7 protein-coding genes are annotated in these 20,101 nt (G+C 69.8%); all 7 read right to left on the minus strand.

Translation table 11 applies throughout. The features are described 5' to 3' along the window. Nucleotides 1-93 precede the first annotated feature (93 nt). Nucleotides 94-1,227 carry a tRNA guanosine(34) transglycosylase Tgt gene (tgt, locus tag ACFDTH_RS09795; RefSeq protein ID WP_375287340.1) on the minus strand — a complete coding sequence of 378 codons (1,134 nt, stop codon included), beginning with the start codon at nt 1,225-1,227 and terminating at the stop codon, nt 94-96. After that, nucleotides 1,224-1,670, minus strand: coding sequence for an EF-hand domain-containing protein (locus tag ACFDTH_RS09800; RefSeq protein WP_375287341.1), 447 nt, complete (start codon nt 1,668-1,670; stop codon nt 1,224-1,226). Before ACFDTH_RS09800 ends, tgt begins: the two co-directional genes overlap by 4 nt. A 207-nt stretch (nt 1,671-1,877) precedes the next feature. Then, nucleotides 1,878-15,185 carry a filamentous haemagglutinin family protein gene (locus ACFDTH_RS09805; RefSeq protein WP_375287342.1) on the minus strand — a complete coding sequence of 4,436 codons (13,308 nt, stop codon included), beginning with the start codon at nt 15,183-15,185 and terminating at the stop codon, nt 1,878-1,880. 67 nt (nt 15,186-15,252) lie between these two features. Continuing rightward, nucleotides 15,253-17,091, minus strand: coding sequence for a putative porin (locus tag ACFDTH_RS09810; RefSeq protein WP_375287343.1), 1,839 nt, complete (start codon nt 17,089-17,091; stop codon nt 15,253-15,255). Between the two features lie 41 nt (nt 17,092-17,132). Next, nucleotides 17,133-17,858, minus strand: coding sequence for an energy transducer TonB (locus ACFDTH_RS09815; RefSeq protein ID WP_375287344.1), 726 nt, complete (start codon nt 17,856-17,858; stop codon nt 17,133-17,135). 12 nt (nt 17,859-17,870) lie between these two features. Next, nucleotides 17,871-18,278, minus strand: a complete 408-nt coding sequence (locus ACFDTH_RS09820; RefSeq protein WP_375287345.1) for an ExbD/TolR family protein — start codon at nt 18,276-18,278, stop codon at nt 17,871-17,873. Nucleotides 18,279-18,290: 12 nt separating this feature from the next. Continuing rightward, nucleotides 18,291-20,075, minus strand: coding sequence for a DUF2341 domain-containing protein (locus ACFDTH_RS09825; RefSeq protein ID WP_375287346.1), 1,785 nt, complete (start codon nt 20,073-20,075; stop codon nt 18,291-18,293). Between the last annotated feature and the right edge of the window lie 26 nt (nt 20,076-20,101).

Below are 20,101 nucleotides of genomic sequence, written 5' to 3' on the forward strand. Positions count from 1 at the left end.
CAGCGCTTCTTGCCCTGCGCCGCCTTGGCCGCCTCCTCGCGTGCCTTGGCATCGCGCGCCGCCTTCAGGATTTCATTCTCTTCGTCTGCCATCTCATTCTCCCTTGGCAAGGTATCGCGAGCGGAACGCCGTCGCGAAGGCGGTGAGGGTCCCGCCCGCGATCGCCGCGCGCAGGTCCGCCATCAACGCCTGATAAAAGAAGAGGTTGTGCTCGGTCATCAGCATCGCGCCCAGGATCTCGCCGGCGCGGACGAGATGGTGGACATAGGCGCGCTCCCAGGTGGCGCAGACCGGGCAGCCGCATTCGGGATCGAGCGGGCCGGTGTCCTCGGCGAAGCGGGCGTTGCGTAGGTTGATCGGTCCGGTGCGGGTGAAGGCCTGGCCGGTGCGGCCCGAGCGGGTGGGGAGCACGCAATCGAACATGTCGACGCCGCGCTCCACCGCGCCGACGATGTCGTCGGGCTTGCCGACGCCCATCAGGTAGCGCGGCTGGTCGGCCGGCAGTTGGCCCGGCGCGAAATCGAGGCAGCCGAACATGGCCTCCTGCCCCTCGCCGACGGCGAGGCCGCCGATCGCATAGCCGTCGAAGCCGATGGCGGTGAGCGCCTGGGCGGAGCGGAGGCGCAGGTCCTCGTCCAGAGCGCCCTGCTGGATGCCGAAGATGGCGTTGTTCTCGGCATGGTCGCCGCCGGCGTCGAACGCATCGCGGCTGCGCTGCGCCCAGCGCATCGAGCGTTCCATCGCGGCGCGCTGCACCTCGGGCGTCGAGGTGGTCGGCACCAGCTCGTCGAACGCCATGACGATCGTGGAGCCGAGCTGGCGCTGGATGTCGATCGAGCGTTCGGGCGAGAGCAGGTGGCGGGTTCCGTCGAGGTGCGACTTGAACGAGACGCCTTCCTCGCTGCGCTTGGTCAGCTCGGACAGGCTCATCACCTGATAGCCGCCCGAATCGGTCAGGATCGGCCGCTCCCAGCCCATGAAATGATGAAGGCCGCCGAGCCGCTCGACCCGCTCGGCGCCTGGGCGGAGCATGAGGTGATAGGTGTTGCCGAGGATGATGTCCGCGCCCGCTGTGCGCACGTCCGCGGGCTTCATCGCCTTGACGGTGGCGGCGGTACCGACCGGCATGAAGGCGGGGGTGCGGATGGCGCCGCGGCGCGTTTCGATGGTGCCGGTGCGGGCGCGGCCGTCGGTGGCGGCGATCGTGAAGCGGAAGCGCGAGGTCATCGGCGGCGCTTGCGTTCGTCGTCGGGGCGTCGGCCGGGTGCCATGGCGCGGATGGTGAGGCATTCGGCGCGGGTGACGACGCCGTCCTTGTCGCGATCAAGGCGGGTGAAGGTCTCGGCCATCTTGGCCTGGAGCTCGGCCAAGGTGATGCGGTTGTCGCCGTCGCTGTCGGTCTCGAACGGGCTGGGCAGCGCGTTGCGGTCACCCAGGTAGCGCTCGGCCCAGTCGGCGAAGGCGATATAGCCGAGCGTGCCCGCGCGCGCGGTGTCGATCGCCTCGAACGAGCGGCGTACGCCCGCCTCCAGCTCGGTGCGGGTGACGCGCGCGTCGCCATCGGCGTCGAAGGCGGCGATCGCCATGGCCACCGGCTCGACCACCAATGTCGCGGGCGGCTGCGGCGGCGGCCCCGCGGGGACCGCCGCCTGGAGCAACAGGAAGATCATTTGCGCGTCTGTGACACCGGCGGAGGCGGAGGGCTAGACCCTGCTCTCCCGTTCTGTTCTGACCGAACCGGTCGAAGTGCCACTCTCCCAAACAGCGCTCCACCTCGGGTGAACCCCACCCGGCGGACGCCGGGGCCCAGTTGCGGGCGGCCCGATGCTGGACCCCGGCGTTCGCCGAGGAGGCGCTTACGCTTGCGGATGTCAGGATCACCGCCGCGGCGGGCAATCCTTCGGGTCGGCGTTGGGATCATCGCACCGGTCGCTGCCGCCGAAGAAGCCGAGGATATCGACAGAGATCAGCGACAGGCGGTCGGCATTCTTGGCCGCATTGTTGGCGAGGTTCTGGATGTTGCCGACGATGGAGGAGGCGGCATCCGCCGGCACTGCCGCGGCGGCGGCGACCGTGCCGGTGGGCACGCCCGAAATGTCGCCGCCTGCACTGAAGTTGTCCGCATTGGCGACGCGCGCCGCCGCCACGAACACGTTGCCCGAGGCGCGCACGCCCGCGTCGCCCGCGTCGACCTCGCCGACCGGCGCGACCAGGATGATGCTGGCGAGCGGATCGCCCGGCGACTGCTGGAACGCGCCGATGCCCGCGCCCGCGACGCTGCCCGCGCTGTCCACCTCGGCGCGGCCGTTCTGGTCGAAGCGGACGGTGACCGGCGGGAAGCTGGAGGCGCTGCGCGGGCCCTGGCCGGCGTTGAGATCGCCGTTCGAGGACCACATCGAGATGTCGCCGCCCGCCAGCGTGAACAGGCGGCTCTGGTTGAGGCGGAAATCGCCATCGGTGGCGGAGCGGACCGAGCCGCCGCGCAGCGTCAGCACGCCCTCGAACCCGATCGGGATCGCCGAGATGAAGTTCTGCGAGGTGCGCGCGAGGATGCCGTTCTCCAGCGCGTCCTGCGGCGCCACCCCGAACAGGGTGCCGCGCCGCGCCGCCTGGTCCGAGGTGCGCACCACCGAGCCGGCGAGCACGTCGCCGCCCGGCCCGAGGATGGTGATGTCGCCGCCGCGCACCGTCTCGATCGTGGCGAGGCGCAGGTCGACGTTGCCGGTGATCACCCGGTCCGCCTGCTTGAGCTCGCCATTCTCGAGAATGCGGGTGGGGACGCCGAGCGGATGGTCCGCGCTGATCGTCGCCGGATCGGTCTCATAGACCGCAAGGTTGTCGGTATAGCCCAGCTCGGCGGGGAACAGCGTCTGCGTGGCGCGATAGCCGCGGATATATTGCTGGAAGGACGGGCTGGTCGGGATGCCGGTCTGCGCCAGCTCGTTGAAATAGAGCTGATCGACCAGGAAGTTGCGGCGGCTGAGATTGTCGAGCCCGGCGAAGGCGGCATACAGATCGCCGTAGCGGGAATAAGCGGCGGCATCGAGCGACGCGTCGTCGATGCTGCCGAACACGCGGGCGAAGGCGTCGGGCGCCTTGTCGCGCAGCCAGCGGGCGAGGATCGGCGCGTAGATCGGCCGGCTGCGATCGGGCGAGAGGTTGCCGTTGGGATCGCTGACCTGGACGAACAGGTCGCCGTCCAGCATCGCGAGCTTCGCCGGGTCGAGATAGGTCGACTGGAGCCCGTCGTAGTTGGCGCCCTTGCCGATGCCGAAGAACGCCTGGATGTTGGCGCCGCGATTCTGGAGCCAGGGGTTGAAGTCGTTGCCGACGGTGCGGATGCCACCGGCGAAGTCCTGCGCCGCATCGCCCACCCCGGTGGTGACCGAGTTGAGGAACGGCCCCAGGTTGCGCCCCGCCTCCACCGCCAGCGTGCCATAGCCGCCGAGCGCGAAGGTGTTGCCGTTGATGAAGGGCAGGCGCAGCGACGAGGAGAAGGCGGTGGTGCCGGTGATGTCGCGCCCGGCGGTGATGCGGGTCACATCGGTGTCGCGGACGTTCTGGCCGGTGAACACCATGTCGACGATGTCGAGCCCGGCGCCGATGCGGCCCTGCTTGGCGAGCGACAGCGTGACGCCGGTGATCGAGCCGCCGGCGTAGATTCGCGCCGGCTCCGGATCGTTCAGATGGGTGATCCGCTGGTTGTGGAACAGCCGCAGCTGGATGTCGCCGGTGGTCGGGAACACGCCGTTGAAGCCGAAGTCCAGCCCCGCGCCGCCGCTGTTCACCGCATCGCGCACGGAGAGCGCGCCGGGCAGCAGCGTCGGGTCGCTGTCGCTCATCGCCAGTGCGAGATCGCGGATCTCGCCGCCGGCGAGCAGCGACAGCTGGCCGTTCTCGGACGGGTAGAGCAGCCGCGGCACATTGTCACCGAAGCTCAGGTCCGAGGTGATCGAGGCGAGGCCGAGCGAGGGCGGCAGCACGATGCCCACTGCTTCCAGCCGCGTGTTGCCGAAGTTCAGCACGTCCAGCTCCGGCCGCGAGGCGTTGAGCGTCAGCGTGCCGTTGCTGACCACCGACGCACCGGCATTGGCCGAGAAGAAGCCGAGGCCCGCATCCTGGTTGGTGGTGCTGATCGTCTGCACGCCCAGCGCGCCGATGCCGCCGATGGTGGCCTCGCCCGCGACGTTCATCGTCACATAGGCATCGGCGATGCGCAGGCGCAGCTCGTTGCGCTCGCCCTGGATGGTGCCGTCGCGCAAGGGGCGGAAGGTACCGCCGGCGGTGACGACATCGCCGCCCACGGCGATGCTGCCGGTGCCCGAGCCGATGTCGATCTGCCCGCCCACCAGATCGCCGCCGGCGCGGATGATGGCGTCGCCGCCGCCGAAGGTCATCAGGGTGGGGCGGACGCTGCCGGTGGTCGCGGTGCCGACCAGCGGGTTGCCGCGCGACACGTTTGCCGGGGCGAGCGGGTTGGCGGTGGTGATGCTGGTGTCGAGCGCGACGGTGAGATCGCGGATCGCACCGCCCGCGACGACGCTGACGTCGCCGCCGCCCAGCGCGCCCACGCCGGAGGTGAACAGCTGCGGCACCAGCCCAATCTGCGTGTTCTCGCCCACCCGGCCGACGCGCCAGCGCTGGTCGGTCGCGCCGATGAAGTCGGACACATTGTCGGGCAGGAAGGTGGTGCCGGAGAAATCCTGGAAGCTCGGCTGGCTGAGCGTCCTGCGGATCAGCACCGAGGCGGTGCCCAGGTTCTGTTCGGACCACACGTCCCGTCGCGCAAGGACGTCGCCGGTCGAGGCCCTGATCGAAACGTCGCCGCCGCCGGTGGTGAGTTGCGGCGCCTGGAAGAACTGGCCCTTGTTGGAGGGCTGATAGTCGCGCTGGTCGAACGTCGGCTGGGCGGCGTTCGCATTGTAGGAATAGCGGATGGTGGTGCCGTCCGCCGCAGTGGCGACGATCGGCGTGCGCGTCAGCAACCGCCCGGCGGTGTACACCGCGGTGCCGCCGACCTGGTAGAGATCGGACGACACGCCGGGATAGTCGAACGGCACCGCGCCGGTGGTGCCCAGCGGATTGCGGTACACCGCTTCCTCGGTACGGCGCAGGTCGACGTTCTTCGCTGCGGCGATGTCGATCGAACCATCCCCCGTGCGCACGATCGTGCCGACATGCGCGGTGTCGCCCTTGCCCAGGCTCCCCGGCGCATTCGGCGTCGGCGCCTTGGTGCCGAACTCGCCCGAGCGGACCTTGGCGGCATATTCGCTGCCATAGGCCTGGAGGAAGCCGAGCACAGCGGAGAGCGGCGCGGCGACGCCGCTGCCATCCTCCTTGAAGATCGCGCGCGGGAAGTTCTCGGCGAAATAGTCGCGCGCACGCTGCAGCGAGGTGCTGGCGAGCTCGCTGTCCGAGCCCCAGTTCAGCACGGTGTAATAGTCACCGGCGCGGCGGGGATCGAGACCTTCGGTGTTGCTGGAGTTGGCTACCGCGTCGATGAAATCCTCGGGCGCGGCGGTAACCGGCTCGACATCGCTGGTGAACGGGCTCGGCCGCAGCCGCACCTCCAGGTCGCCGGCGAACGTGGCCGTTCCGCGCTCGGCGACGATCCGGTAGCTGGTCTCGCCGCGCACCAGCACGCTGGCGCCGGTGGCGCGATCGATGTGGAGCGGGTTGCTCGACAGCTTGGCGTCGGCGCCGGCGACAAGGCGCAGGCTCGTCGAGCGGACCGCGCGCGTGCCGTCCTCCAGCAGCGGAAACAGGTCCGCGCTGCCAAGCGGGTCATTGCCGAGCGCCGCTGCGGAATTCGCGCCGGCGCTGTAGGGGGCAAGCGAGCCGGGCCGCTGGTCGCTGCCCGCCGCCGGATCGATCAGCGAGATCGTGGCGGTCTGCCGCGGATTGGGATTGTCGCTGCCGGACAGCCGGTCGAACGAACCGACCCCGCTGCAATCGAAGCTGTTTGCGGCGTTGCTGCAGCCGAAGACGACACCAGGGGCGACCGTTCGATCGCCGCCGCCGAGCTGGTAGCTCATGTAATCGGCGTCAGTGCGGTCGCGGAAGGTGAAGAAGCCGTCGGTGATGCTGTGCGCGATGTCCAGCGTGCCGCGCGCGCGGAGCGACACCACGGCTGCCTCGCCGCCGATCCGGCCGCCGACGCGATACAGCATGTTCGTATGGTTCTGGAGCAACTCCGCCTCGCGGCCTGCAACCACTGCATAGCGGGTGGTGCCCCTGTCGGACAGCTCGGGGATGACCCGGAGCACGCCCGCGGCCAGCGCCGCCTTTTCGTCGACGATGCCCGCGCCCAGGTTCCAGTTGGTCGCCAGCGCGATCCCGCCGTCCGACACCAGCTCGACGCCGGGGCGAAGGCGGATGCCGGAGAAGCTGCTGCCGTCGGCGGCGCTGATGCCGAAGGTGCGGATGAAGTTCACCAGCGACTGCTGGTCGCCCTCGCGGAAATCCTCGGTGAGGATGTTCTTGAGGCCGGTCGACGCCTCGCTGGCGGCGAAGTCCAGCGAGACGCCGCGCCGAGTACCAGTGACGCCCGAATAGCTGCCGGCATCGGCGATCGCGTCGAGGTCCCAGCGGCGGAAGCCCTCGATCTGGATCTCGGATGCGCCCGAGACGGTGCCGCCGATGCGGATGTCCACCGTGTCGCGGTCGGCGCCGATCACCGGCGCGCGGAAGCCGACAGTGCCGCCCTGGTCTGCGGCGGCGAAGCGATAGGCGGTGACATCCGCCAGTGTGACGGGGTCCTTGACCAGCTGCCCGACCAGACGGTCGCCGGTGCCGCCCGCGGCGATCGCGGCTTCCGTGCGCCGTGCGCCGACATCGATGCGCGCGCCCGAAGCGAGCGTGATCGCGCCCGTTTCGCTGCCGATGCCGATGGTGACGTCGCCCGCCTTGGCGCTGCGCGTGTCGGTATCGGCATAACCGCTGGTGTGCGTGTCGATCAGCGCGGTGGAGGCGAGGGTGACGCCGTCCTCGCCGAACAGCAGCACGTCGCCGCCGTTGACCCGCGCGGTCTGCGCCTGCGCGGCGGTGAGCCCCGCGACCGAGACGCCGGAGGTGTCGATCGTGCCCGCGATCACCACCGCGCCGCCGTCCGCGACCAGCTCGACCTGCTCGGCGCGGAGCACCTGACCGGTGCTCAGCGAGAGGTTCCCGCGGCCCGAGCGGATCGCCACCGTGCCGCCGAACGCCGCGCCATAGCGGGTGACGAAGCCGGCGAGATCGAACGCACCCTTGCCGGAATCCAGCGCGATCGAGCCGGTGCGTGCGGTGGTGAGGCCCGGGTTGATCGCGGTGCCGAGCGACCCGAAGGTGACCGAGCCGTTGCTGGCGAGCAGGTTGAGCGTGCCGGCATTGCCGACGCCGGTATCGACGGTGAGCGTGGATCCCGCACCGACGCGGATGTTCCCGCGCAGCGACACCAGGTTCACCGTGCCGCCGCCAGAGGATACGGTGACCGAATCGACCGCATCGCCGAAGGTGCGCTGGTAGCCGGGGGTGGCGAGCGCGGCATCGCCGGTGAGCGTGACCGCGCCGCGCGACTGGACGTCGATCACGCCCGAGGTGGCGCGGATCAGGGTGCCGTCCGCGGTGAAGCTGGCGACAGCGGCATCGGCCCGGCCGAAGGCGATGCGCGAGCCCGGCGCGGCATTGCCGGTCGGCACGGGCGCGGCCGCCCCGGACGCACGATCGGGCGCGACCAGTGTCACCGCGCCGGTGGTAGCGAAGACATAGTCGGGACGGATCGTCTGCTTGCTCGGGTCCGCCACCTCGGCGCGATCGGCGAGGAAGGGCGTGGTCAGCGTGAGCGCGGCGCTGCCGGTATCCAGTGCCCCCTTGCCTTCGACATAGGCGCCGCCCTGCGCGCCGATGCCGATCTTGCCGCCGAAGCCGTAGGTGCGGACCACGCCGGTCTGGAAGCGCGCCAGCGCGGCGTTGATCGTCAGGTCCGATCCGGTGTTGCCGCAGGCCGGGCCGTCACCGCCGCAGGCGCCGAGGTCCGCGGCGGTATTGCCCAGGATCAGCGTGTCGGCATTGATGGTCACATCGCCGTTGCGGCCGGACAGGCCCAGAGCGGGGCCGTCGACCCGCAGGTCGTTGAACGTGTAGCGCCCTTGCGAGAAACGGATCGCGTCGCGCGAGCGCAGCGTGACCCGATCAGCCGCGGCGAGCTTGCCGATCAGCGCCTGGCTGAAGCCCGCATCGCCGAACTGGAGCGTGTCGCCGCTCAGTGCCAGGTTGGTGGCGACGATGTTGGTCCGATCCGACAGGGTGAGCCGCTGGCTCGAGTCCACCGCGACCGACTTGCCGGTCAGCGTCGCGCCGGACAGGTCGAGCGTGGCGGGGCGCAGCGTGTTGCGGATCGCGGTGTCGCCCTGGCGATCGATCAGCCGTTCGGCGCCGCTCGACAGGCGGACCACCGCGCCGACGCCGGTCGGATCGTAAGGATAGCCGAGCGGCACTTCGTCGGGCGCGATGCTGGGGATCACGTAGTCGCCGGTGGCGGTGTCGTCGAGCGTGCCGGTCGCGGTCAGCTTCGCGCCGCGCTTCACGACCAGCGCCGAGTTGGTGCCGCCCACCGCCAGGATCAGCTCGGGGGCGCTGTACGAAACGTCGCCGGCGACGGTGATGGTGCGGGCGACCACGCCCAGGCTGGTGGTGCCGTCCTCGTTCTCCGAGCGCTCGGCACCGATCGACAGGCTGTTGGCGTTGAGCCGGGTCAGCGTATCGTCGGTGAGCAGCAGGGTGCGGCGCGGCACGTCAACATCGTCGCTGCCGGCGATCAGCACGTCGCGCGCGAGGATGTCGAACTGGGCGCCCTTGCCGCCCTTGGCGGGCGTGGTGTCGAACACGCCGGCCACCTTCAGTTCCGCGAGCGGCGCCAGCACGACGCGCGCGGCGTCGATCGGCAGGCGCGGCGGCGCCTCGCCGGCGCGGGTGGCGCGATCGATCACCGCCTGGCTGCCGCCGGTGGTCTCAATCCGCGAATATTTCAGGAAGACGTCGCGCGACTGGACGGTGAACGAGTGGCGCGCGGATTCGGCAAAGCCGGTGCCCGCGGTGGAAAAGCTGCCGCCGACGATCACGCTGCCGTCGAGCAGCACCTGGCCGCCGCCCGGCGGCGGCGGCGCCTCGCTGACGTTCTCGACGATGCGGAAGGCACCGGGCAGCAGCGCATAGTGCGCAGGGAGCAGCAGATACTCGCCCGCCGGGATGCCGTTGCCACCGTCGAGCGTCACCGACCGCCCGATGTTGCCGCCGTAGAGATCGCCGCCCTCCGCCGATTGGTAGTCGGCGGAATAGACCGGATCGAACGGCGCGATCGCACGTGCCTGGTCCGCGGGGACGATCGCATAGACCTGGCGGCGGTCCGCGAATTGGTAGCCGATGCCGGTGACCGGATCGTAGAGATTGCTGCTGAACGCGTCGCGGTTGAAACGGTCGAGCACGTCGCGCGAGCCGCCGGTGCCGGAGACGAACTCATAGGCGAAGATGTCACCGCCGCCGCGCCCGTCGAGCCGCGCGTTGCGGCGGACGTCGATCGTGTCGCCGGCGAGCGTAAGCTGACCGACCGGGGTCGCGGTGATCGGCAGGCCGACCGACGGAGCGAAGAAATACTCGGTCAGGTCGGTGGTGGTGCCATAGGGGATGTTGAGCCCGGTGCCGGCCACGGTGGTGACGCTGCCCGGCGAGAAGGTGAGCGATCGTGTGGCTTCGATGACGGGGCCGAAGTCCCCGAGGGACACGTCCTGATTGCTGCCGATCTCGAGAAGGCCGAGGGGCGCGGCAAGATAGCCGCCCTGGATGATCTCACTGGCCTGGATCTGGAGGTAGGACCCGGCCGAGAGCGGTGCCGGGGTGCTGGCATTGAGATAGGTGCTGCCGAAGCGGATCGCCGAATCTCCGATTGCGGCGACCAGGAAGGGATCGACCGCATTCTGCTGGTCCGCGGGCAGGCGACGGTTCTCGATCAGCCGCTGGAGGTTGCCGGTACCGGTGGTGGCATAGACGCGGCCTGCATCGAAGGCGATGTCGCCCCAGGCGACCAGCCGGCCGTCCAGCGAGGGCAGGTCCAGGCTGTTGGCGGCGCGATCGTCGATGCCGATGAAGCGCACGTCGCCCGGCGTCGCGAAGCCGACGCTCGCCACCGAGGCGTCGAACAGCACGCCGCCGACGAAGTCGATCCCGGCGGAGGCGCGGAAGCGAAGCGTGCCGCCGTTGCGCCCGGGGAAATCGCCATAGTCGGGGATGTCGCCCAGGCGGCTGGAGAAGCGGATGAACGGCGCGATCACGCTGGCGTTGGCGCGGCTCTCCGCTGAGATGACGGTGGCGGCATCGGCGGCGATCGGCACACCGGTGAGCGCGGGCGCGGAGCCGACGGTGAAGGCCTTGCCGAGCGTGAGCGACACGTTGCCCGAGAAGGTGACGCCGCCCAGTGCATTGAACGTGTCGAAGCCGGCCGCCTCTATCTGGTCGGCGGCGATCGTGCCGGACGCACGCGCGCCCGAATAGGCGTCAACGATGGTCGGGCGCAGCCAGACCATCGTGCCGCCGGCGGCGAGCGGCGCGCCGCCGCTCGCGTCGATGCGCGCGCCGCGCAGCGAGCCGAGGCCGCCGCCCACCGCGAGGGTGCCGCCGTCGCTCCATTGGAGGCGCGGGGCGAAGGAGATCAGGCTGACCTGCTGGTCGAACAGCGCGCTGGCGCCCGAAAGGTCGACGGTCGCGCCGGCCATCGCGTTAAGCTCGCGCGCGCCGGTGACGCCGACGATCGGCGGCAGCGAGTTCTCGACCGCGTTGAAGTAGCGCGGATTGCCATAGGCCGGCACGGTGAACAGCGCATAGCTCGGGTCGCTGTTCGGCGGTGTCAGCGGGGACGCGGTGGAAATGGTTCCACCCGCGAAGATCCGCCCGATCTGGAGCTGGCGACCCGATGGCAGGAAGGGCGCACGCGTATCGTAGAGCGCGACTCCCGACAGGTCGGTGACGCTGCCCGCATCCAGCCGGATGCCTTCATCGCTGCCGAGCCGGCCGGTAAAATAGACGAACCGCTCGGCATCGGGACGGGTGAACAACTCGCGGACGGTGAGCAGCCGTTCGGTGTTGAACGGATCGGTGATGCCGGCGGCATTCTCGGCATTCTCGTCATACTGGCCGCGGCGTGGGCGGCCGAACACCTCGTCCAGCGAGGAAACGCCGATGCCGCGCGAGGCGATCGGCAGCGGCAGGAACTCGCGCTGGATCAGCGAGCCGCCCGGCAGCACGATCGAGCCGGCGTTGTAGATCTTGGTCGCGGTGATCGTCGCGCCGGCGGCGCCGGTGACGCTGCCGCCTGCCAGCACGTCGAATTCGGCGAGGCCGCGCAAAGTGAGGTTCGCGGCCACCCGGTCGAACGCGGCGGTCGGTACGCCGGGCTTGAGGTAGCTGAACGCCAGCGTCGAGCCGCCGGACGTCTCGCGCAGCAGCGCGCTCGCCTGACCGGCGGTGAGGAAGGCGGGCAGCAGCGATTGGGTGAGGTCAAACCTCTCGCCCCTGCCGACGGTGAACGCCGTGGTCTCGAAAAAGGCCGAGTTGCCCTGGCGTTCGTTGGTGAAAAGGTCGTTGATGATCCGCGAGCGATAGGCGGTGACGTCGAGCGTGCCGAAGCCGGTGTTGCGGAAGAAATCGAACGAGATGTGGGTGGAGCCCTCGCGCACGTCCGAGCCGAACGAGAGGTCCGGCGCGACCAGGGTGAACGTGCCGCCACCGGTGAAGCCGAAGCCCTTGATCGAGCTTTCGGAGAATTCCACCGTCGCCTGCGGGTTGCCGGGCACCAGCGCGGGGACCACCGTGTCGGTGGGGGTGAAGTCCACCGACTGGTTGGAGCCCGCGATCGGCGCGTCGCTGCGGCCCGAGCTTTCGGCGAGCGGCGGCACGGTGACCACGGTGGAGGCGTAGGTCGTCTCGTTGATCAGCGCGATGTTACCGCCGCGTCCCGACAGGTTGAGCGACTGGTCCACGCCGACGAAGGCGCCCGCCGACACGTCGAGCAGCGCGGACTTCTCGATGATCAGCCGGCCGCTGAGATCGCCGGCGATCTCGGCCTCGTCCACCGATGTGCCGAGCGCGACCAGCACCTTGGGGGCCACCGTGAGCGAGATCGAGCCGCCGTTGATGAAGGCGTCGCTCTCGGCGAAGCCGGTGGTGGTGTAGTTGTTGACGAAGCGTCCGGCGGTGAAGAGCGTGCCGGTGACAATGATGTCGAACGGGTCGGGCAGGCGGCCTTCCTGGCGGACGGCGTACAGGCCGGCGATATCGTCCGCCTTGGTGAAGGCAGAGCCGAGCGCGCTGAGCGACCCTGCCGCGATCGGCGCCGCCGACAGCTCATAGGTACGCGCGCGGATGCTGCCCGAGGCGATGTTGACCGCGCCGTCGAAGCGGATGGTGCGGCCGGTCTCCACCACCAGCGAGCCGCCGTTGATCAGGCGGAGCGCGCTGCCCTTGGTGAACTGAGCGCCGCCGCTGGTCTGGAGCGTCAGGCCCGACAGGCCCGCCGCGCTGAGCATGCCTGCATCGAGCAGGGTGGTGCCGAACACAGGGGCGGGACGGTCCGCGCCGTGGACGACGATGTCGCCGCCGAGCGCAACGCCGGCGGCGCCGGTGAACGAACCGATGCGCAGGAAGCCGCCGGCGGGCAGATCCTGTGGGGTGCGCTGGAGCGCGCGGCCGTCCTGCGCGATCGTCGAGGCGAGGCTGGGCCGCATCGCATTGGCGATCTGGCGCGCCCCCGCGAACGAATTGCCGTGGAAGGTGCCGCCGATCGCGATCGCCGAGCCGCCGATCACCAGCGCGCCGGCATTGCGGCCCTCGTCATAGGCCGCCTCGAACCGCTGCCCGGCGAGCAGCGGATCGCTGTAGCTCTCGGTCTCGCCAAAGCGCGGCTGATATTGCGTATAGCTGTCCGCCACGCCGACGAAGATGTCGTTGGGATCGGCGTCGCCGATGTTCACGACCCGGCCGTCGGAGGTGAGAAGGTTGCTGGAGCGGACCAGCCCGGCGTTGTAATGGACCCAGCCGCCGCTGAAGTCGATCGTCGCGCCCGAGGCGATGTTGATCCGCGCCGCGGTCTTCGGATCCGCCTCGTTGCGCAGCAGGTTGACGCCCAGCGACACGGTGCCGCCCGTCGTCATCAGCTCGGACGCGGTGACGCCGATCTGGCTGGCGAGGCTGCCGCCCTCGATCAGCGGCGAGCCGACCCAGCGCACGCCATCCTCGCGCACGCCGCTGCGGCGCGGGTCGATGAACAGGGTCTGGCCGTTAAGCGTGAAGTCGCCGGTGAGCGACACCTCGCGATAGTTGGGCGTGTCGCGCAGCTCGTTGCGCTTGACCGGCGTGATCTCGATACTGTTGCGGTCGGCCGACAGCTGCACGTCCTTGACGCCGCTGACGTCGATCACCGCGCCGGTGGCGATGGTGATGCTTGACAGGGTGTTGATCGGATCGCTCGGATCGAACGCAGTGTTCGCATCGCGGCCCACCACCACCTTGGCGCTGGGCGCCAGGATCAGCGAATTGCGCTCCAACGAGACGATCGAGGGGATGAACAGGCCCAGCGAGCTGTTGACCTGATCGGGATTGTCCGCGCGTGCGCCGATCTCGATCGAGGAGGTCTTGAACGGTGCGGGCGCGTCGGCGGTGCCCTGCGGGATGGTCTCGGCGCTGCCGTCGGGCAGGATGACGATGCCGCTGGCGCGGTTCGCATCCGCATCGCCGCCCAGCGTCACGGTGCCGGCGGTCAGCGAGATCTTGCCGTTGCGCGACACACTGGTGGTGGAGGCGAGCAGGCCATCGTTGGCGACGCTGCCGAACAGACCGGCGCCGAGCGAGAGATAGCCGCGCGGCGAGTCGATCAGCCCGCTGTTGATCACCACGCCATCGTCCGGCGTCGAGTCGAGCGCGACGGTGGCGCTGCTGCGGCGCTGGGTGCCGCGCGAGACGGTGCCGACGGTGCGCAGGATCAGGCCGCGCACGTCCGCATCGGCGCTGTTGGCGGCGCCGGTGGACCGGGTCGCGGCGACGAGGCGGCCACCCTGGAGGCTGACCTGTCCCTCGCTTGCCTTGAGCGCGCCGTCGTTGACCACCTTCGGCCCGGCAAGGATCAGGAACCCGCCCGAGGCGGTGGTGATCGCGGCGCCGCGATCGACCTCCACCGCGCCCTCGATCGCCGGGACGGAGGCGGTGACGTTCTGGCCTTCCTTGTAGAGCGGCGACAAAAGCAGCGAGGGCAGCGCCCCCGCGCCGGCTGGCACGGTGCCCGCGAACAGGCCGTTCTGCAGGAACTCGGTATTGCGCTCCTTCAGCGTGATCGCGTCGAACACATTGGTGGTGCGGCCGTCGATCTGGATGTCGCGGAAGTTGCGGCCGTAATTGCCGATCTCCAGCGTGCTGGCGAGCAGCGAGCCGAGGTTCAGCTGCGATCCCTTGCCGAAGATCACACCGTTGCGGTTGAGCACCAGCACGGTGCCGTCCGCCTTGACCGAGCCGAGGATGGTGGAGGGGGCGGTGCCGGCGGCGACACGGTTCACCACCGTCCAGCCGGTCTGGGCGACGCCATCCTGCTTCTGGACGAACTCCAGCGAGGTGTTGGCGCCGACATCGAACCGGTTCCAGGTGAGCAGGGCGCGCTCCTGGGTCTGGGTGATGGTGACGTTGGTCTTGCCGTTCGCGGCCGACTGCACCGGCGCGCCGGCGCCTTCCCAGGTGTTGGCGCCGGTCGCATCGTTGGCGGAGGAGACGCTGGCCATCAGCGCCTGCGCGCGCGCGATATTGTCCGCGCCGCCCGCGGCGGTCAGCGCCGCCGCCTCGCGCACCGCCTTGATCGGATCAAGGCCGTCAGCGGACAGGCCGTCGGTGGGCTTGGCGCGCGCGGCCAGCGCGGCATCGCGCGCGGCGGTGACATAGCCGCGGATCTGGTCCGCGCGCGACTGGAGCGCCTGCGATCGGGCGAGCGCCTCCGTCATGGTGACCGGGCGGACCGGCAGCACCGGCGCGGTGACCACCGGCCTCGACGATGTTCCCGCGGCATTGCGCAGCGCGGCGAGCTGCGCCTCGGCCGGCAGTGCCAGCCCGGTCGCCATCGCGGCGAGGCTGACGCCGAGCAGTAGGCGCGGATCCGAACGGCGAAGATCGGTCATGTCAGCACTCCCAGGCACCACGGCCAAGCACTCGGTTACGCACGAAGAACAGGGGGCGGTTTGCCCGTCAGAAGCTTGCGAGGAGATCGACCTGAAGCATGTCCACGTCATAGCGTTCGCCGGTCACCTCGTTGGCGCTGAACCAGCGGCCGCCGATCGACAGGCCATCGTAGAGGCCCAGCGTCGCGCCGAGATAATAGCCCTTGGCGTTGGTGCCGCCGAGGTGAAAATTGTCGTCGGTGAAGCTGTCCAGCGCGGCGTCGCTCTCGATGTAGCGATAGCCGCCATAGACGTTCCACTCGCCCCAGCGCCGCGGCTGCTGATAGCCGAGCGTGCCATAGAAGGTGTAGGCGATATCGCCGCCGACGAAGCGGCTGGGGTTGTTCGCGGCGCAGACGCTGCCCTGCGAGTCCGGCACTCCGTCGTTATTGTAATCCACCTCCTGGCCGTTGTTGAACGGCTGCCCGAGCACGCCGTTGCGGCACACGTCCTTCTCGTCGAAGGCGAGATTCTTGACGAAGTTGCCCGCGAAGATCGCGCGGGTCTTGTCGCCCAGCGGGAAGCTGACCGACCCGCTAAGATCGAGCAGGCGATAGTCGAAGGTCAGGCCGAAATATTGTGGCTGCGGCTGAATGGTGTTGGGCGGCAGGTTCGGATCGAGCGCGATCTGGCGCAGCGGCGACAAAGTGTTGCCCTGGCGCAGGTAGAAGGGGCGCAGGTTGTCCGTCGAGCATTCGACCTGGCCGGCATAGAGCAGGCAGGGTTCGGAAAGCTCGCCGCGCAGGTTGTCGAAATCGTGATAGGCGGCCGCGGCGCGCACCTCGATGCCGCCGCCGAAGCGCGCGCCTGCCTCGACCTGTCCGTTGAACAGGAACTTGCGCGGGAAGACCGCCTTGTCCTGCTGGGTCGAGATGTTGTCGAAATCGCCATAATCGAGCGGGAAGGCACCGCCGCGCAGCGTCAGCGTGATGCCGTCACCGAGGAATTGGCCGAGCCGCGCCTCGCCGAAGAAGCCGTCCACCGCAATGTCCTCGTCGAACACGATCGGCGTGGTCCAGAACGGATTGTCGAAGCGGCCGCCGGTGACGGTCAGGAAGTCGGTCGGCGTCACCGAGATATAGGCGCGGTGCAGCCAGATGTTGCGATTGCCGAAGCCCTGGCCGAGCACGGTGTTCGCCGCGTTGGGGAAGGTGTCGTCGCCGGTGATCAGCATCAGGCCAGCGGTGACGTGCTTGGAGATGCGCGCGTCGAGGCCGAGGCGGAGGCGGACGCGCAGGTCGTTCTCGCGGTCGATGCGGGTGTTGAGGAAGGGGATCGCGGGGGTGCGCAGCACGTCGAACGGGCCGTTGGCGTTGATCTCGGCGAAGTCGAAGATCTGGTTCGAGTTGGTGTTGGGCAGGAAGATCGACTGCGAGCGCAGGCGCACGTCGCCGTAAATGCTTATGTTGCGGGTCCATTCCGAAGCCGCCTGCTCGGGCGCGGCCCAGCCCTCGTTCTTGGCCTGGGCGAGCACCTCGGCGCGCAGCTCGTCCTTGATCTGGTTGCGCACGGTGACCGGGACATAGGGGACGCGGATCGCGCCGGGGGCCGGGGGCGGCAGGTCGCTGCCCTGCGCCTGGCTCTGCGCGACGCGGGCCTGCGCCGCCTCCGCCTGCGCCTGCTGGATCAGCGCGGCGCCGGCCTCCTTGGTGATCACGCCGCGTTCGGCGAGCAGCCGGACGAGGTTCGACATCGCATTGTCGGTGGGGGTGGTGGGAAGCTCGGGCGCGGGCGCCGAGACCGGGCCGGGCGCGCGCTGCTCGGCCGCGACCGCCGGGGTCGCCTGCGTCTGCGCCGCCGCGGGCGACGCCCCGAGCGCCAGCGCGATCGCGCCGGCGGCGGTGGTCAGGAGCAATCTGGTCGTCACGGTTCTTCCCCCATTGCCCGGCGTGCGGGCGGCTTGTTTGGTCAGACGGCGCGGCGGCCGCGCACGGTGATCTCGCGGGCGCGGCCGTTCCAGCCCTCGGGTGGGGCGTTGAGGCCGCGGGTGCCTTCCAGGATCTCGCGCAGCTGCGCATCGAGGTCCGGCTTGCCGGTGGAGCGCACTAGCCGCGCGCTGGCGACGCGGCCGTTCTCGATGGTGATGGCGAAGCCGGCCGAGAAGATCAGTCGGTTGACCTTGCCATTGTCCTGCACCCGCTCCTGCAGCGCGCTGGCGAGATAGCGCGTGTAGAAGCCGTCGGAGATGCCACCGCCGCCGCCGGGGCCCTTGCCGGTGCCGCAGTTGGTGCCGATGCAGGTGCCGCCGCTGGACGGCGCGCCCGTGCCGGTGCCGCTGCCGGACTGAAGTCCGAAGCTGTCGGTGCCCGCCTGCGCCGGCCCCGCGATGGTCATCGGCGCGGGCGCCTCGGGCGCCTTGGCCGGCTCCGGATTGGGCACGGGATTGGGCGCGTCGGTCGGCTCGGGCGGCTTGGTCTGCGGCTCGGGCGGCGGCGGCGGGGGAGGGGGCGGCGGTGGCGGCAGCATGTTGATCGCCACTGGCGGCGGCGCCTCCACCTTCACCCCGACCTTGCCGGTGAACTGGCTGGCGACGAAGTAGATCAGGCCGAGCAGCAACAGCACGCCGATGGCGATCGGCACCCATCGGCCCGCCGCCGAGGGTTCGCGGATCTCGATCTCGGGTGCGTTCGCCACCGTGCGTGCCCCCTACGCGCCGGTCGGCTTGCCGGTGACCAGGCCGACCTTGCTGAGGTCGAGCTGGCGGCACAGGTCGAGCACCTCGGTGATCTTGCCGTATTGCGCGGTCTGGTCGCCCTTGAGCACGATCGGCACCTCGGGGTTCGAGGCCTTGGCGTTGCGCAGGCGGGTTTCCAGATCGGCGAGCGTGACCGGGAAGGCGTCCATGAAGATCTGACCCTCGTTGTTCACGGTGATCGCGATCGTCTTGGGCTCCACCAGGCTCTTGGCCGACGACGCCTTGGGCAGGTCCACCTTGATGCCCTGCACACTGGCCGTGGCCATCAGGATGAAGATGACGAGCAGCACATACGCCAGATCGAGCATCGGCGTGATGTTGATGTCGTCATAGGCCTTGCGGCCACCGCCTACCTGCATCGGTCCTGCTCCTTATTCGGCCGCATGCGCCAGCGGCGGCGGATTGGCAGCGTCGTGCTGCATCTCGGCAAGGCGGGTGATCAGCCGGTCGACGAACACGCGCATGTCGTCCGACAGTTTGCTGATCCGGCCGTTCAAGTAGTTGTAGCCGAACAGCGACGGGATCGCCGCGGCGAGGCCGGCGATGGTGGCGAGCAGCGCCGCCGCGATGCCGGGCGCGATCGCGTTGACGTTCACGTCGCCCGCCATCGCCACGCCGCCGAACACGGTCATCACGCCGATCACCGTGCCGAGCAGGCCGATGAACGGGCCGCCCGAGATGGCGATGGTGAGCAGCACCATCGCGGCGTCGAGCTTCTGGTTCTCCTCGACGACCTGCGCATCGACCGCGGAGCGCATCGCCTCCACCGCCTCGCCCGAGAGCGGGCGGCTGCCGAGTGCGCGGCGCCGGATGTCGAACTCGTCCATGCCGACCGCGAAGATGCGGCCGAGCGGCGAGGCGTTGATCTGGGCGATCTCGGCGGGGGTGATCCCCTCCAGCTTCTCCACGGGGACGAGGTCCTCATGCATCTGGCGGAAGCGCTTGAGGAACACAGCATTGCCGCGTGCGGCGGTGTTCAGATAGGCGTTCTTGCGGAACATCACGAACAGCGCCGCCAGCAGCAGCAGCATGCAGATGATGACCACGCCGGTGTCGATCGGCTCCAGCTTGGAGACGATGAACATCACCACGCCGCTGCCTTCGCTGGGCTGTTCGGCACTCTCGGATACCGAGACGAGCTTGCCGTTCGGGCCCTCCGCCGAGGCCATGGCGAGCAGCATGGTGGCCGGGCGCGCGGTCTTCGACAGGCGCGCCTCGTCGATCTGGCCGGTGAAGGGCCGACCCTCCGCGCCGCCGATGCTGAGCGGTCCATCCAGCGCGGGCAGCGCGGCGGTGGCCGCCGCCGCCTCGACCCCGTTGACGAAGATCTTCACGGTGGTGCCGTCGGCGGCGATCGCGAGATGCGTCCACTCGCCCTGCTTCACCTGCGCGGTGCCCTGGAGCGTCGCGCCGCCGACCTGGGCGAAGGGCACGCCGGCGTTGAGGCCGAACACCATCGCGCCGCGCGCGAAGATCGCCTGCTGCGGGCCCAAAGCCTCGGGCTTCACCCAGGCGCTGAAGGTCATCGGCGCGCCCGCGGGCATCGCCAGCGCCGGGCTGGGCGCGATCTGGAGGGCGCCCTGGCCGGGGAAGCGCGCCGCCTGGCCGATGATGCCGTTGGGATCGATGCCGGGAGGGGCGTTCTGCGCGTTGCTGCCGTTGGCGGTCGAGTCGGCGCTGGGCTGGCCCGGCCGCTCGCCGAAGTGGAAGGCGGCGAGATAGTCGGCGTCGAACGTGCCCTTGGCATCCTGGCCGGTGGGTGCGTTCTCGTTGCCGAAATAGATCCACAGCTGGCGCTTCTCGCCGCCGGCGAGGTTCGGCACCGACACCCAGATCGCGGCGAGGCCGTTGGTCGCATCGAACCGTTCGATGTGGAAGGGCAGGGGGGTCTTGCCGTCCGAATCGATGATTCTCAGGTCGGCCCCATTCTCCAGCGCGTCGGTGAAGGTGAAGTTGCCGTTGTGGAGGCGGATCAGCACCACGGTGCGCCCGATCGCGCCCGAGGCGTTCACGCCCGAGGGCGAGGTGTCGACGGTGACGGCCTTGCGATAGGCCCATTCGTCGTTCCACCAGCCCTGGCTCTCCTGCGCCGCCGCCGGCAATGCGCCGAGCAGCAGGAGGAGGGGCATCAGCACCCTCTGGATGAGCTTGGCCATGCTGCGTCCCCTTTCGAACGTGCCCA

This window comes from Sphingomonas sp. (genome assembly GCF_042096255.1).
GTDB lineage: Bacteria > Pseudomonadota > Alphaproteobacteria > Sphingomonadales > Sphingomonadaceae > Sphingomonas.